Annotated in this window: 11 protein-coding genes and 1 pseudogene; 4 read left to right on the forward strand and 8 right to left on the reverse strand. The window is 70.1% G+C overall.

Translation table 11 applies throughout. The features are described 5' to 3' along the window. The first annotated feature begins 111 nt into the window (after nt 1-111). Nucleotides 112-882, forward strand: a complete 771-nt coding sequence (locus ACGFIW_RS13010) for a M23 family metallopeptidase (protein WP_393313894.1) — start codon at nt 112-114, stop codon at nt 880-882. Nucleotides 883-953: 71 nt separating this feature from the next. Here ACGFIW_RS13010 and pcrA read toward each other — a convergent pair whose 3' ends face one another. Continuing rightward, nucleotides 954-3,359 (reverse strand): DNA helicase PcrA, encoded by a 2,406-nt coding sequence (gene pcrA, locus ACGFIW_RS13015; protein ID WP_393313897.1) that lies wholly within the window; start codon nt 3,357-3,359, stop codon nt 954-956. A gap of 277 nt (nt 3,360-3,636) precedes the next feature. Between pcrA and ACGFIW_RS13020 the strand changes: the two genes are divergently transcribed. Next, nucleotides 3,637-4,032 carry a chorismate mutase gene (locus tag ACGFIW_RS13020; protein WP_393313900.1) on the forward strand — a complete coding sequence of 132 codons (396 nt, stop codon included), beginning with the start codon at nt 3,637-3,639 and terminating at the stop codon, nt 4,030-4,032. Nucleotides 4,033-4,131: 99 nt separating this feature from the next. Here the strand turns inward: ACGFIW_RS13020 and ACGFIW_RS13025 are convergent, their stop codons facing one another. From ACGFIW_RS13025 to ACGFIW_RS13055, 7 genes are all read right to left on the reverse strand, one after another. Beyond that, a complete protein-coding gene (locus ACGFIW_RS13025) occupies nt 4,132-5,145 on the reverse strand; it encodes an ABC transporter ATP-binding protein (protein WP_393313903.1) in 1,014 nt (337 codons plus the stop codon). Next, nucleotides 5,138-6,166: an ABC transporter ATP-binding protein gene (locus tag ACGFIW_RS13030; protein ID WP_393314078.1), complete on the reverse strand. Its 1,029-nt coding sequence runs from the start codon at nt 6,164-6,166 to the stop codon at nt 5,138-5,140. Before ACGFIW_RS13030 ends, ACGFIW_RS13025 begins: the two co-directional genes overlap by 8 nt. A gap of 25 nt (nt 6,167-6,191) precedes the next feature. Then, nucleotides 6,192-7,160 (reverse strand): ABC transporter permease, encoded by a 969-nt coding sequence (locus ACGFIW_RS13035; RefSeq protein WP_393313906.1) that lies wholly within the window; start codon nt 7,158-7,160, stop codon nt 6,192-6,194. Next, nucleotides 7,153-8,079 carry an ABC transporter permease gene (locus tag ACGFIW_RS13040; RefSeq protein WP_393313908.1) on the reverse strand — a complete coding sequence of 309 codons (927 nt, stop codon included), beginning with the start codon at nt 8,077-8,079 and terminating at the stop codon, nt 7,153-7,155. Before ACGFIW_RS13040 ends, ACGFIW_RS13035 begins: the two co-directional genes overlap by 8 nt. Nucleotides 8,080-8,227: 148 nt before the next feature. Further along, nucleotides 8,228-9,865: an ABC transporter substrate-binding protein gene (locus ACGFIW_RS13045; RefSeq protein WP_393313911.1), complete on the reverse strand. Its 1,638-nt coding sequence runs from the start codon at nt 9,863-9,865 to the stop codon at nt 8,228-8,230. Between the two features lie 582 nt (nt 9,866-10,447). Further along, nucleotides 10,448-11,134: a response regulator gene (locus ACGFIW_RS13050; protein ID WP_393313914.1), complete on the reverse strand. Its 687-nt coding sequence runs from the start codon at nt 11,132-11,134 to the stop codon at nt 10,448-10,450. 2 nt (nt 11,135-11,136) lie between these two features. After that, nucleotides 11,137-12,402: a PspC domain-containing protein gene (locus ACGFIW_RS13055; protein ID WP_393313917.1), complete on the reverse strand. Its 1,266-nt coding sequence runs from the start codon at nt 12,400-12,402 to the stop codon at nt 11,137-11,139. Between the two features lie 156 nt (nt 12,403-12,558). Here ACGFIW_RS13055 and ACGFIW_RS13060 point away from each other — a divergent pair, with 156 nt between their 5' ends. Together ACGFIW_RS13060 and ACGFIW_RS13065 are read left to right on the forward strand one after the other, a co-directional pair. After that, nucleotides 12,559-14,274 (forward strand): PspC domain-containing protein, encoded by a 1,716-nt coding sequence (locus ACGFIW_RS13060; protein WP_393313920.1) that lies wholly within the window; start codon nt 12,559-12,561, stop codon nt 14,272-14,274. Further along, a pseudogene (locus ACGFIW_RS13065) lies at nt 14,271-14,492 on the forward strand (hypothetical protein); the annotation flags it as partial. The gene ACGFIW_RS13060 and the pseudogene ACGFIW_RS13065, both read left to right, overlap by 4 nt. Nucleotides 14,493-14,894 lie beyond the last annotated feature (402 nt).

Below are 14,894 nucleotides of genomic sequence, written 5' to 3' on the forward strand. Positions count from 1 at the left end.
GGGCAGGTGAGCCGCCGTTCAGTGCCAGGCCACCCGGTCCCCATCCCGCCCCCGACCCGGCTCGACACCAGTATTTCGAGGTCAAGTGCCCCTCGACTGTGAAGGTCCGCCGTGCAGGAAGACAGCCCCGTCCAGAACGAGAACACCCCCGACACCGCCCAGACCGAGCAGCCGCGACGCTCCGTCCGGCGCAACCGCCTCATCGTGGTCGGTGCCGCCGCTCTGGTAGCCCTCGGCCTCGGTGGCGTCGTCGTCGCCACCACAGGTAGCGACCGCCCGGCACCCGCCGCCGTCTCCCTCGACGCGCAGGCCCGCAACGAGGCCGCCAGCCGGGCCGACCGCTCCACTCGCGAGTCGAGCACGCCGGTCACCCCCTCGGTCAGCGCCACGCCGAGCCCGGTCGCGACAAGCGCCAGCCCGGCACCCGCGAAGACGGCCACCGCGAAGGCCAAGCCGAAGCCGAAGAAGACCAGCAGGCCCACACCCGCCTGGGTCAACCCGATGCCGGGCGCCGCCGTCACCTCCTGCTACGGACAGCGCTGGGGAACCCTGCACGCCGGTATCGACCTGGCACTGCCCTCCGGCACGCCGATCCGCGCCGCGGCCGCCGGCACCGTGACCCAGGCCGGTGACGCCGCCGACGGGTACGGCAACTCCGTCTTCATCGACCACGGCAACGGCTACCTGACCCACTACGCCCACCAGAGCCGCATCGCTGTCACCGTCGGTCAGAAGGTCAAGGCCGGCCAGGTCATCGGGTACGAGGGTGCCACCGGCGATGCCACCGGCCCGCACCTGCACTTCGAGGTGCACCAGGGCATGTGGAACCAGATCGACCCGGCCCCGTTCATGCGGGCGCACGGCGTCGACCTGGGCTGCTGAGCCGGCGCGACAGCCGGACAGGGATGGTCTCCGTCGCACCGGAGGCCACCCCTGCCGTCATCCGGAGCCGGTCAGAGTTTGTCGACCGGGGCGTGCCGGAGCACCAGCCACATGGTCTGGTCGCCGAAGTCGATCTGCGCACGGGCCCCCGGGCCGTGCCCCTCCACGGCCAGCACCCGCCCCAACCCGTACCGCTGGTGGTTGACCCGGTCGCCCGCCGACACCTTCGGCCCCTGCGGCAGCTCACTGGCCGTGGTCAGCCGGCTGGCGTCCACGCCGAGCCGCTGGGCCAACTGCGCCGCCTTCGGCGTACCCCCGGTGAAGTTGCCACGCGCGCCGGGCGCGCGGTCCGCGCGGCCGCCGACGCCGCCGCCCCCGCCGGCCCACGAGGTGTACGACCCCTCGGTGCGCTCCCAGTGCACCAGCTCGGTCGGCAACTCCTCCAGGAACCGCGACGGCGGGTTGTAGGACGGTTGCCCCCAGGCCGAGCGGGTCACCGCCCGGGAGAGGTAGAGCCGCTGTCGGGCGCGGGTGATGCCGACGTACGCCAGCCGGCGCTCCTCCTCCAGCTCGCGGGTGTCGCCGAGCGAGCGCAGGTGCGGGAAGACGCCGTCCTCCAGCCCGGTCAGGAACACCACCGGGAACTCCAGGCCCTTGGCGGTGTGCAACGTCATCAGGGTGACCACGCCCTGGTGGTCGGGGTCGTCGGAGGGGATCTGGTCGGCGTCGGCGACAAGCGCCACCTGCTCCAGGAAGCCGGCGAGGGTGGCCCGCTCCCCCTCCTCGCCGAGCGCCTCGATCCGCTCGGTGTACTCCCGGGCGACGCTGACCAGCTCCTGGAGGTTGTCCACCCGGCCGGCGTCCTGCGGGTCCAGGCTCTCCTCCAGCTCGGTGAGGTAGCCCGAGCGGGTCAGCAGCGCCTCCAGCACCTCCTCCGGGGTGCCGGTCTCGGCCAACTCCCGGGCACCGTCGAGCAGCGCCACGAAGTCGCCGATGCCGTTGGCCGCCCGGCTGGAGATGCCCGGCGCCTCCCGGGCCCGGCGTAGCGCCGCGCCGAACGAGATCCGGTCGCGGCTGGAGAGCGCCTCGACACACGCCTCGGCCCGGTCGCCGATGCCCCGGCGGGGGGTGTTGAGGACCCGCCGCAGGCTCACCGTGTCGTCGTCGTTGACCACCGAGCGCAGGTACGCCAGGGCGTCGCGGACCTCCTTGCGCTCGTAGAAGCGCACCCCGCCGACCACCTTGTAGGGCAGGCCGACGCGGATGAACACCTCTTCGAAGACGCGGGACTGGGCGTTGGTGCGGTAGAAGACCGCGACGTCGCCGGGGCGGGTCTCGTCGGCGTCGACTAGCCTGTCGATCTCCCGGGCCACCCAGTCGGCCTCGGCGTGCTCGGTGTCGGCCACGTAGCCGACGATCTGCTCGCCGGCGCCGGCCTCGCTCCACAGCCGCTTGGGCTTGCGGGAGGTGTTGCGGTCGATCACCGCGTTGGCGGCGTTGAGGATGGTCTGGGTGGAGCGGTAGTTCTGCTCCAGCAGGATCGTCCGCGCGTCGGTGAAGTCCCGTTCGAACTCCAGGATGTTGCGGATCGTCGCACCCCGGAACGCGTAGATCGACTGGTCGGCGTCGCCGACCACGCACAGCTCGGCGGGCTCCAGCCCGTCGGTGCCGGACACCAACTCCTTGATCAGCACGTACTGGGCGTGGTTGGTGTCCTGGTATTCGTCCACCAGCACGTGCCGGAACCGCCGCCGGTAGCTCTCCGAGACGTGCGGGTGCGACTGGAGCAGGTGCACCGTGGTCATGATCAGGTCGTCGAAGTCCAGTGCGTGCGCCTCACGCAGCCGGCGTTGGTAGAGCGTGTACGCCTCGGCGAGGGCCCGCTCGTTGGGCCCGGTGGCCCGCGCCGCGAACTGCTCCGGGTCGACCAGCTCGTTCTTGAGGTTGGAGACCTGGGCGGCCAGCCCGCGCGCCGGGTAGCGCTTCGGGTCGAGATCGAGCTCGCGGGTGACGAGCTGCATCAGCCGGCGGGAGTCGTCCGCGTCGTAGATCGAGAAGGTCGACTTGAGGCCGGCGTGCTCGTGCTCGGCGCGCAGGATCCGGACGCACGCGGAGTGGAACGTCGACACCCACATCAGGCGGGCCCGGGGGCCCACCAGCGCGGCGACGCGCTCCTTCATCTCGCCGGCGGCCTTGTTGGTGAAGGTGATCGCGATGATCTCACCGGGATGGACGTCCCGTGCGGCGAGCAGGTAGGCGATCCGGTGCGTGAGCACCCGGGTCTTGCCGGACCCGGCGCCGGCAACGATCAGCAGCGGCGAGCCGGCGTGGCTGACCGCGTCGCGCTGTGGCCCGTTCAGCCCGGCGAGCAGCTGCTGCGGATCGAGGCGCGCGGGAGCCGGCCCGGGTCGGTGCGGGCGGGCCGGCGCGGACTCCGGCGCAGGCGGGGACGCGGGGATGTCGAAGAGAGGATGCATCGCCCGACAAGTCTATGCCGCCGGTCAGACACTGCCCCGCCCCGCTGCGCCGCGACGCGAGGAAGAGCCGCTGGATCCTTGCGCGCCAGGTGCGGACGTGGGCATACTCGTCAACGTGATCGCTGCGCGCTACGACTTTTACTATGGCACCGGGAGTCCGGCTGCCGTGGGTCGCGCCTGATCGATTCAGACCTGCAAAAGCCCCGGGCTCCTGGAGTCCGGGGCTTTTTCCGTCCCGGGTTCCGGGCACCGGGCACCACAGCGCGAGAGGTACCCGATGATGACAGACGTGATGGAGCAGAGCGGCGGCACGACCCGACCCGAGTCGGAACGGCCCGTGCCGAACGGGACCGAGCCGGCGGTGTCCGCGCCCCCGGCGGTCGACAGCGCCGGGCCGGCCGAGGCACGGACCGGCACCGAAGAACCAGCCGCCTCCGCGCGGATCGTGCAGATCAGGGAACGGATCGACGAGATCGACAATGCGATGATCGCGCTCTGGCAGGAGCGGGCCGCGTTGTCCCAGGAGGTCGGGGCGACCCGGATGGCCTCCGGCGGGACACGCCTGGTGCTCTCGCGCGAGCGGAAGATCCTGGAGCGGTTCCGGGTCGCCCTCGGCGCCGACGGCACCCAGTTGGCCCTGCTGCTGCTCCGTGCGGGCCGCGGGCCGCTCTGAGCCGCCCGGCCGCTGGCGAGCCCGAGCCGGCCGGGTCACACGGACAGACGAAACCGCCTGCCGTCGTCGTGGTGACGTCGGCAGGCGGTCTCGGGTGACTCAGGCCTCGTGGGTGGCGACGATCTCGCGCCGCTCCGCGAAGTGGCAGGCGCTCGGGTGGTCCGAGTCCCGTCGGATCTCCAGCAGCGGCACCTGCTCGGCGCAGATGTCCTGTGCCTTCCAGCAGCGGGTCCGGAACCGGCAGCCCGAGGGCGGGCTGATCGGCGACGGCACGTCACCCGTGAGCCGGATGATCGTCTTGTTGTTCCGCTGCGTCGGGTCCGGAACCGGCACCGCCGAGAGCAGAGCCTGGGTGTACGGGTGGGTCGGCCGCTCGTAGATCTCGTCCTCGGTGCCGATCTCGACGACCTTGCCGAGGTACATGACCGCGACCCGGTCCGAGAGGTGGCGGACCACCGACAGGTCGTGCGCGATGAAGACGTACGAGAGCCCGAACTCGCTCTGGAGCTTTTCCAGCAGGTTCATCACCTGGGCCTGGATGGAGACGTCCAGGGCCGACACCGGCTCGTCGCAGACGATGATCTCGGGCCGCAGGGCGAGCGCGCGGGCGATGCCGATGCGCTGCCGCTGACCGCCGGAGAACTGGTGCGGGTACCTGTTGATGTGCTCCGGGTTGAGCCCCACCAGGTCCAGCAACTCCCGGACCTTGGCCCGACGGCTGCCCCTCGGCGCCACCTCCGGGTGGATCTCGAACGGCTCACCGAGCAGGTCACCGACGGTCATCCGCGGGTTCAGCGAGGTGTACGGGTCCTGCATGACCAACTGGATCTGCCGACGCAGACGCCGCAGCGCCCCGCCGGACAGCTTCGAGGTGTCCTGGCCCTTGTACATCACGCTGCCGGAGGTCGGCTTCTCCAGGTTCATCAGAACCCGGGCGAGGGTCGACTTGCCGCAGCCGGACTCGCCGACCACGCCGAGCGTCTCACCGGCACGCAGACCGAACGAGACGCCGTCCACCGCCTTGACCTGACCAACGGTCTTCTTGAACACCACGCCCTGCGTGACGGGGTAGTGCTTGACCAGGTCACGGACCTCGAGGATGTTCTCAGACACGGTTCACCAGCTCCTCGGCGAAGTGGCAGGCGCTGGCCCGGGCGGGACCCACCTGCAGCAGCGGCGGGACCTTCTCCCGGCACACCGGCTGAGCCATGGGGCAGCGCGGGTTGAACGGGCAGCCCGGCGGGATGTTCATCAGGTTCGGCGGGAGGCCCTTGATCGTCCGGAGCTGCTGCCCCTTCTCGTCCAGGCGCGGGATCGAGTCGATCAGACCGATCGTGTACGGGTGCGCCGGCTTGGCGTACAGGTCGTACACGTCGGCTTCCTCGACGATCCGGCCCGCGTACATGACCGCGATCCGGTCCGCGACGTCGGCGACCACGCCGAGGTCGTGGGTGATCAGGATCATGCCCATCTGCCGCTCACGCTGGAGCTCGGCGAGCAGGTCCATGATCTGGGCCTGCACTGTCACGTCGAGCGCGGTGGTCGGCTCGTCCGCGATCAGCACCTCCGGGTCGAGTGCCAGCGACATCGCGATCATCGCGCGCTGCCGCATACCACCGGAGAACTGGTGTGGGTAGTTGTTGAACCGACCCTTGGCGTTCGGGATCTTGACCTGGTCGAGCATGTCGATCGCGCGCTTCTTGGCCTCGGCGCGCCCCATGCCCCGCCGGACCCGGAACTGCTCGGCGATCTGGAACCCGACGGTGAAGACGGGGTTCAGCGCGGAGAGCGCGTCCTGGAAGATCATCGCGATGCCCTCACCGCGGATGCGGCGACGCTCCTCGGCGGACATGGCGAGCATGTCCTTGCCGTGGAAGCGAACCTGACCGCCGGTGACGAAGCCGGGCGGCGTGTCGAGGATGCCCATGATGGTCTGCGCGGTGACGCTCTTGCCGGAGCCGGACTCGCCGAGCACGGCGAGGGTCTCCCCCGCGTCGACGTGGTAGGTGACCCCGTTGATGACCTTTGCGACGCCGTCCCGGGTGCGGAACTCCACCCGCAGGTCGTCGACCTCGAGCAGGCGACCGGCGGGGCGCCCGGACCCGCCGGGTCCCGGCGCGGACTGCTCGGACACGAGAATGTCGGACACTGGATCTCCCCTAGCGGAGTTTCGGATCGAGGGCCTCGCGGACCGCCTCACCGAGCATCACGAAGCTCAGCACTGCGGTGACGAGGAACGCGGCGGGGAAGAAGACCAGCCCTGGCGCGACCCGGAGGAAGTCCTTACCGTCGCTGATCATGATGCCCCAGGAGACCACCGGCGACTTCAGGCCGACGCCCAGGAAGGACAGCGTGGCCTCGGCGCCGATGAACGAGCCGACCATGATCGTGCCGTAGACCAGCAGCGGGGCCAGGCAGTTCGGCAGCAGGTGCTTGAGGATGATCCGGCCGGTGCCGGCACCCAGCGCGCGGGCCGCGACGATGTAGTCGGCCTCCTTGGTGGCGAGCACCGAGGAACGCATGAGTCGCATCACGACCGGCCAGCTCAGCACGATCAGGGAGATGGTCACCAGGCCCATGATCTTGACTTTGCTGTTGCCGGAGCCCGAGCCGTTGAACGTGGTCAGGATGACGATCGCGCCGAGCACGAACGGCAGGCCGAAGAACACGTCGGCGATCCGGCTCAGCAGCCCGTCCACCCAGCCACCACGGTAGCCGGAGATGATGCCCATGGTGCCACCCACCAGCAGGGTGCCGAGCACGGCGAGCACGGCAACCTGGATGGAGGCGCTGGCGCCGTAGATGACCCGCGCGTAGACGTCGCGGCCCTGCAGGTCGTACCCGAACCAGGCATCCCCGGACGCCTTGCCCAGGCTGCGCGACAGCGACCCGTTGACCGGATCGCCCGGCGCGAACAGGGCCGGGAAGAGCGCCATCAGCACGAAGACGACGATCAGCGTGGCCGAGATCCAGAACAGCGGCTTGCGCCGGAGGTCCCGCCAGGCGTCGCCGAGCAGACCCCGGGGCTTCTCGTTACTCTGCGGAGCGCCCGCGGTGGCGGGGGCGGCGGAGTCGGTCGGGTGCGCGCCAGGGGTACTGACGACCGATGCGGTGCTTGGGTCACTCATAACGGATCCTCGGGTCCAGGGCGGCGTAGAGCAGGTCAACCAGCAGGTTCATCACGAGATAGACCAGCACGAGGACGACCACGATCCCTACCACGGTAGCGCTCTCCTTGGTGACGATCGCGCGGTAGACCGCACGGCCGATACCGTTGATACCGAAGATCCCCTCGGTGACGATCGCGCCGCCCATCAGCGCACCGAGGTCGGTGCCGAGCAGGGTGACCACCGGGATGAGCGAGTTGCGCAGCAGGTGCACGCCCACCACCCGACGCATCGGCAGACCCTTGGCGATCGCGGTGCGCACATAGTCGGCGCGGCGGTTCTCCGCGATGCTGGTTCGTGCCACGCGGGCGATGTAGGCGACCGACGCACTGCCGAGCACGAAGCCCGGCACGATCAGCTCGGACCACCTCATCTCGGAGGAGACGGTCGGCTTGACGATGCCCCACTGCACGCCCAGCAGCCACTGGAGCACGAAGCCGACGACGAAGACCGGCAGCGCGATCAGGAAGAGCGTGGAGACCAGGACAAGGTTGTCCAGGAAGCCGTTGCGGCGCAGACCGGTCAACACGCCGGCGCCCAGGCCGATCACGGCCTCGATGGCGAGCGCCACCAGGGCCAGCTTCAGCGTGTTCGGGTACGCCGTGGCGATGATGTCGCCGATATCGCGTTGCGAGAACGTCTGACCGAAGTCACCCTGGAGCAGATTCTTCATGTAGTTGCCGTACTGCACGAAGACGTTCTGGTCGAGGTGGTACTTCTCGGTCATGAAGGCGATGTACTGGTCCGGGCAGCGGCGCTCACCGCACTTGCCGGCGAACGGATCGCCGGGGACGGCCCAGACGAGCCAGTAGATCAGGAACGTCGTACCGATGAAGACGGGCACGAGTTGGAGCAGCCGTCTCAACAGATAACGGCCCATGGGGTGGTCCTCCAGACAGGGGGCGCGTCGGACGGCCGACACGGTGGTGACAACGTGCGCATCGAGTGTTGTAACACCCAATCGCGGAACGGCCCCGGGTCGGGCTCACCGGATGTGGCGAGCCCGACCCGGGGTCAGACCGTTCGGATCAGAGCTCGACCGAGGTGATGTCGAGTTCGCCGACGTTGTTCAGCTCGAGCTTCTTGATCTTCTCCGAGTGGCCGGACTGCTGGCCGTAGAAGTAGATCGGGATGCTCGGGACGTCCTGGTCGACCTTCTCGACGGCCTTGGCGAACGCCTCGTGCGAAGCCTCCAGGCTCGGCGCGGCGCTGGCCTGCTTCGCCAGGGCGTCGACCTCCGGGTTGCTGTAGAGGCCGTCGTTCGAGGAGCCACCCGTGACGTACAGCGGGTTGATCCAGTTCTCGACGTCCGGGTAGTCCTGCTGCCAGGCAGCGCGGTACGGGCCCTTCATCGAGTGGGCGTTCACGTTCTGACGGAAGACCGCGAAGGTCGGCACGCCCTCGGCCCGGGCGTTGATGCCGAGGTTGGTCTTGATCTGCTGCGCAACGGCGTCCATCCAGTCCTTGTGGCTGGAGTCCGAGTTGTAGTAGAAGACCATCTCACCGGAGAAGCCGCCGGCTTCGGTGAGCAGCGTCTTGGCCGTGGCCACGTCGAACTTGCAGGCGGTGCAGTTGCCCGGCTTGGCGCCCGGGGTCAGCGGGTTCGCCCAGCTGTCGGCCGGCTTACGGGTGCCGAAGAAGATCTTGTCCGAGATCTCCTGCCGGTTGATCGACAGGGACACGGCGCGGCGCAGCTTCGCGTTCTGGAAGCGCTTGTCGTAGAGCGGGAACGCGATAAGCGCGGTCGTCGGCGTGACGGTGTTGCGGCCCCGCTCACCGAGGTCGGTCTTCCACTTGTCGCCGGCGAGCGCCGAGGTGGGGATGACCTCCATGAAGTCGAGGTTGTTGGCGAGCAGGTCGGCGTAGGCCGCCGTCTCGTCCTGGTACAGCTTGACGTCGACGTCCTTGACCTTCATCTTGTCGCGAAGGTTGTAGTCGTCGAAGCGGGTCAGCTTGACGAGGACGTTGTCATCCCACGACACGAACTTCACCGGGCCGTTGCCGATCGGCTTCTTGCCGAACTCGTCGGGCTTCATGGTGAAGAAGGCGTCCGGCAGCGGCATGAAGGCCGCGTAGCCGAGCTTGGTCGGGAAGACCGCGGTCGGCGCCGCCAGGGTGACCTCGAAGGTCTGCTCGTCGATGATCTTCAGGCCGGACATCTTCTCGGCGGTCGGGGCGGGGGCCTTCTTCGGGCCGTCCGCGCCATCCGGGTCCGACGTGTAGGTCTGGTCGAAGCCCTGGATGTCGGAGAAGAAGCTGCCGTTCTGCGCGCCGTTCGGCGAGTAGGCGGCCCAGTTCCAGGCGTCGACGAAGTTCTTCGACTTCACCTCGGTACCGTCGTGGAACTTGGTACCCTTCTTGATCTTGATCGTGAAGACCTTGGAGTCCGTGGTGTTGATGGACTCCGCAAGCGCGTTACGCGGGGCCCCACCGTCGTTCGGGTACTCGACCAGGCCGGTCCACAGCCAGTCGACGATCTTGCCGCCGCCGGTCTCCGTGGTGTTCGACGGGACCAGCGGGTTCTCCGGCTGGACACCGTGGATGACAATCGCGCCGTCGCCGCTGGCGGCATTCTCGCCGTCGCCACCGCTCGAGCAACCGCTCGCGACAAGCGCGGCAGCCGCGCTGAGCGCGATCGCGCTCGTCGCCCGCTTCGAGACTCTCATTCCGAGGGGCCTCCTCTTTCTAACCAGGTTCCGTCGTGGGTTTCACGCACGTTTGGGGGTGACACCGCCCGACCACCCCGGGGCGCGGGTCGCCGGGACCACAGGGAAGTTGGAGACACCCCTGATGTTCCGATCCGCCGGGCTCCCCCGCCAACGAGGCGTGACACGACGCGGAAGGCACGGCCACGAGCCGCCGCGAAGGGCGGGGACATGGTCATGGGCCGTACGGAGTGCCACACACCGATGGTGAGGTGCTGCCACTGTGACACCAACTGGCCTCTTCCGTGAAGGTGCCGTTATCAAGCCGTTAGTTGCCCGCCACGCTGCCGATACTTGAAAAATGATCATAAAACGGTCGACGCGGGCCGCACTGAGCAGGAAATACGTTGCGCCACCCGAAGAAGCGCACCTGGGCGGCGCGCGGGCCCCGGGCCCACCTCTGCCCGTTAGGACGTCCGTTCCGACCCGCATTTCGACCCATCCGGACAGGTCGACTACGGCTGCACGGACACGATCACCGGCTGGGTGGACGAGGGCGCGATGATCGCCTGTCTGATCCTCGCCGACCCGGACGGGGCGAGGTCACACCAGCCGGCGATCCGCCGCCCACCGGGAGAGCTCGTAGCGGTTGGACATCTGGAGCTTGCGCAGCACGTTCGACACGTGCGTCTCCACCGTCTTGATGGAGATGAACAGCTCCTTGGCGATCTCCTTGTACGCGTACCCCCGGGCCAGCAGCCGCAGCACCTCCCGCTCACGGTTGGTGAGCTGGTCCAGCTCCGGGTCGGCCACCGGGGCGTCCGGACGGGCCGCGAAGGCATCCAGCACGAACCCGGCAAGCCGTGGGCTGAACACCGCGTCCCCGTCGGCGACACGGCGGATCGCCGCGGCCAATTCGTCCGGGGAGATGGTCTTGGTCACGTAGCCCCGGGCACCGGCACGGATCAACCCGATCACGTCCTCCGCCGCGTCGGAGACGCTCAGCGCCAGGAACTTGACCTGCGGGTGCGTACGCCGCATCGCCTCCAGCACCGCGCGCCCGCCGCCGTCGGGCATGTGCACGTCGAGCAGCACCACGTCCGGGCCGACAGCCGCGATCCGGGTGACCGCCTCGGCCACCGTGCTCGCCTCGCCCACCACCTCGACGTGGGCGCCCAGCTCCGCGCGCACCCCGGCCCGGAACATGGCGTGGTCGTCCACCAGGAACACCCGGAGCCGCTCGGGGCGGGCCTGGGCCGGGTCGACGTGCTCGGTCGGCTGCTCGGCCATGATCATCTGTTCCTCTCCGCTGCGGACGAGTCCCGGGAGATCGGCAGGATCAACCGGACCTCGGTCCCCTCCCCCGGGCCGGACCGGATCTCGGCCCGTCCGCCGTGCCGCTTCATCCGCCCGATGATCGAGCCGCGTACGCCGTGCCGGTGGTCCTCCACGGTATCCGGATCGAAGCCCTTCCCCCGATCCCGGACGAAGGCGCTTACCTGTTCGGGCTCCACCTCCGCGTACAGCGAGACAGTCTGCACCCCGGCGTGCCGGGCCGCGTTGACCAGCGCCTCCCGCGCGGCCGCGACCAGCGCACCGACCTTCTCGTCGGTCTCCCGGTCCCCCACCACGACCGCCTCCACGGTGATCGCGTAGGTGTCCTCGACCTCGGCGGCGGCCTGCTCCAGCGCGGCGGCGAAGCGCTCGTTCGGCGACGCCGTGGGCTTGTAGAGCCAGTTACGCAGGGAACGCTCCTGCCCCCTGGCCAGCCGCTGCACCATCTTGACGTCACTGGCGTTGCGCTGGATCAGCGCCAACGTGTGCAGCACCTGGTCGTGCACCATGGCGGCCAGCTCGGCCCGCTCCTGCTCGCGGATGCGCCCCTCGCGCTCCGAGCGGAGCTGACTGTACGTCCGCCACAGCACGGGCGCGGCGACCACGCCGACCCCCGCCAGCCCGACCAGCGCGAAGATCACGCCGTTGATCACCGCGTCGAAGTTCTGCGCCGGCGAGTAGACCGCCGCGACACCGATGATGCCGACCGCGACCAGCACCCCGCCGCCGATGAACCGGAGGACGAACGCGCGCCTGTCGCTCTCCTCGACCACCGCGCCGAGCCAGGGCACCGGCATCGCCTCGCCCCACTGTCGCCGCCGTTCGGGTGCGGACTGGTGCCAGATGACCCCGGCGCCGACCGCGATGATGGCCACGAGCCAACCGGCGGTGCCGGCCGCCCCGACCGAGTCGAAGACCATCACCTGGATCAACAGGACACCGAGCCCGATCCCCACGAACGGCAGGAGTTGGGCGACGTCGCGACGCGGCGGCACGGCGGTGTCGCCCGGCCGCAGCGGCACCACCGCCCAGAAGGCCGCGTAGAGCAGCAGGCCGAGCCCACTCAGGCCGAGCAGCACCATGAACGCGACGCGCACCCGCAGCACCGAGATGCCGAGATGGTCGGCGATACCGGCGGCGACGCCGGCGGCCATCCGGTGCTCGGGTGCGCGGTAGAGGCGCGGGGTTGGAGTCACGGTGCTGATCGGAGGCTCCCTGGTCACGGTGGCGGGTGTGGTTCGGGTCGGTGATCCGATCGTCACACGCTGCGGCGCCCACGACCACGGGGACGCCCCCGACATTCCGGCCGCCGGATCTCAGGGTGGGGTCAGGGTCGTGTCCTGAGGTCGCTCGGGCTCACCTGGCAGCAGGATCGAAGCATGACCCAGGAAGCTGCCCCGCCGCCCCGACCGGGGTCGGCACAGCCGGGCGGTTCAGCACCGCCCCCGCCCGCCGCGACGCCCACCGAATGGACCGAGCCCACCACGTTCGGTCCGCACACCGGCAGCACACCAGCCGATCCAGCCGGCGGCCACTACCCGGGCCCGGGGTTCGCGGCCGGCACCGGCTACGGTGCCGGCGGCACGCCACCCGGGCCGGGTGGTCCCGGTCCGTCCGCGCCGCCGCCGTTCACCGGCACCGGCTTCACCTCGCGGTACGGGTTGGTCCGGCCCCGCGAGGGGCGGTATCTGGCCGGTGTCTGCGCGGCGATCGGGCGGGCCACCAACACCGATCCGGTGCTCTGGCGGGTGCTGCTCGCGGTGCTCGGGTTCTTCGGTGGCATCGGCATCCTGGTGTACGTCGCCGCCTGGTTGATCATCCCGAACGAGGGCGACACGGCGTCCCCGATCGAGTCCATGCTCGGCCGCGGCCGGTCCAGCATGTCGCCGGTGACCGTCATCATCCTGGGCATCCTGGTCGCGGCCAGCTTCGGCTACATCGTCACCGACGCCTTCCGCGCGGTGCTGCTCGGCGCGGCCATCCTCGTCGCCGGCGCGCTGCTGCTCAACCGGGACAGCCGTAACCCACAGCCGGGCACCCCGGGAGGGCCGACACCGGCCGGCAACCCGCCCGGTCCGGTCCCGCCGGTGACCTGGCCCGCGCCGACGTACGGCATGCCGCCGTCAACCACGCCGGTGCCGGCCACACCGGTGGTCAGCGGCGCTCCGGCGTACGCCACCACGGCCATGGCGCCCACCGTCACCACCCCGGGGTACGACGTACCGCCGGCCGCCCCGGCCCAGCCGGTGTCCGGGCAACCGGCCGACACGACGGTCGCCGGAGCCGGCTGGCCGGTCACCAACACGCCCAGCGCCGGATGGCCGACGGCGCCGGTGACGGGCGCACCCGCCACCCCGCCCGGCTATCCGACCGCCGCCCCACCGTCCGGCTACCGTCCCCCGTTCGCGCCGCACGGCCCGTACGCTTCGCCGGCCCCGGCCGCGTCCCCCCCGCCCAAGCCACCGAAGCCACCGAAGCGGCCCAAGGAACGCTCTCCGCTCGGTGCGGTGACCTTCTCCCTGATCTTCCTGGCCCTCGGCGTGGTCGCCCTGCTCGACCTGCTCGACGTCTTCGCCATCAGCGCCGCGTCGTACTTCGCGGCCGCGCTGGCCACGATCGGGCTGGGCCTGCTGGTCGGCACCTGGTTCGGCCGGGCCCGTTGGCTCATCGCGCTCGGTCTGGTGACCGCGGCGGCGCTCGGCACGGCGACTGTCGCCGATTCCTACGACCGGATCCGCGGGGTCGACGGCGCGGTGACCTGGGCACCGACGGACTACCGCGATCTTGCCGACCGGTACGAGAACAGCTTCGGTGACGCCGTACTCGACCTGCGCGGGATCGACTTCGCGAAACGGGACAGCCAGGTGACGGTCGCCATCAACTTCGGCAAGGCGACAGTGGTTGTCCCACCGAACGTGGACGTCACCACGGTGGCCGACGTCAACGCCGGCGACGCCGTCGTCTTCGGCAATCACTCCGGCGGGCTGGACGGCCGCCAGCAGGAGTCCACCGACCTCGGCGCCGACGGTGCCGGCGGCGGAAAGCTGCGCCTGTACATCCACGTCAACGCTGGCAACCTGGAGGTGACCCGGTGAAGGCTCACCGCACGGATCTGGTGTCGTTCGCCTTCGGGCTCGTGTTCCTGGCACTGTCGGCCTGGTGGCTGCTCGCCCAGATACTCGGGTTCGCGCTGCCGGCGGTCGGTTGGTTCCTGGCCAGCGCTCTCATCCTGATCGGGGTCTTCGGGCTGGTCGGCGCACTGCGCTCGGGTCGGTCGGGCCCGCCGAAGCAGACCGCCGAGGCCGGCGTCACCGAGGCCACCGTGCCCGTCTCCGGCGCGTCCGCTCCGGTTTCCGGTGCCGGCACGCCGACCTCCGGGGCGCCGCTGCCGGTCTGGGAGGCGGAGCGCTCCACCTGGGACACTCCCCTGCCGGCAGCGACCCCACAGCCGGCGACCACCGAGGTACGAGCACCGGCGGCACCGACCACCGACGTGATCCACCCGGCCTGGCTGGCCCACCAACCGTCGGAGCCGCAGACCGTTCCGATTCCCGGCCGCTCCGACGAGCCGACCATCGGGATCGCCACCCGAACGACCCCGCCGGACGACGACGAGCCGACCCGGCCCGACCAGCCGACAGCCGGCGCGAGCGGCGACCAGTCGGGTGACGGGCGGGAGGGTCGACGCGGAGAGATCTGATCCTCGGGCACCCGC

Origin of the sequence: Micromonospora sp. NPDC048935, assembly GCF_043197875.1 — a bacterium.
Lineage (GTDB): Bacteria > Actinomycetota > Actinomycetes > Mycobacteriales > Micromonosporaceae > Micromonospora.

What these genes read in the sequence shown, in the direction of transcription:
- pcrA (WP_393313897.1), bottom strand. Translation starts at nt 3,359, where the DNA reads ATGCATCCTCTCTTCGACATCCCCGCGTCCCCGCCTGCGCCGGAGTCC.
- ACGFIW_RS13020 (WP_393313900.1), top strand. Translation starts at nt 3,637, where the DNA reads ATGATGACAGACGTGATGGAGCAGAGCGGCGGCACGACCCGACCCGAG.
- ACGFIW_RS13035 (WP_393313906.1), bottom strand. Translation starts at nt 7,160, where the DNA reads ATGAGTGACCCAAGCACCGCATCGGTCGTCAGTACCCCTGGCGCGCAC.
- ACGFIW_RS13040 (WP_393313908.1), bottom strand. Translation starts at nt 8,079, where the DNA reads ATGGGCCGTTATCTGTTGAGACGGCTGCTCCAACTCGTGCCCGTCTTC.
- ACGFIW_RS13045 (WP_393313911.1), bottom strand. Translation starts at nt 9,865, where the DNA reads ATGAGAGTCTCGAAGCGGGCGACGAGCGCGATCGCGCTCAGCGCGGCT.
- ACGFIW_RS13050 (WP_393313914.1), bottom strand. Translation starts at nt 11,134, where the DNA reads ATGGCCGAGCAGCCGACCGAGCACGTCGACCCGGCCCAGGCCCGCCCC.
- ACGFIW_RS13060 (WP_393313920.1), top strand. Translation starts at nt 12,559, where the DNA reads ATGACCCAGGAAGCTGCCCCGCCGCCCCGACCGGGGTCGGCACAGCCG.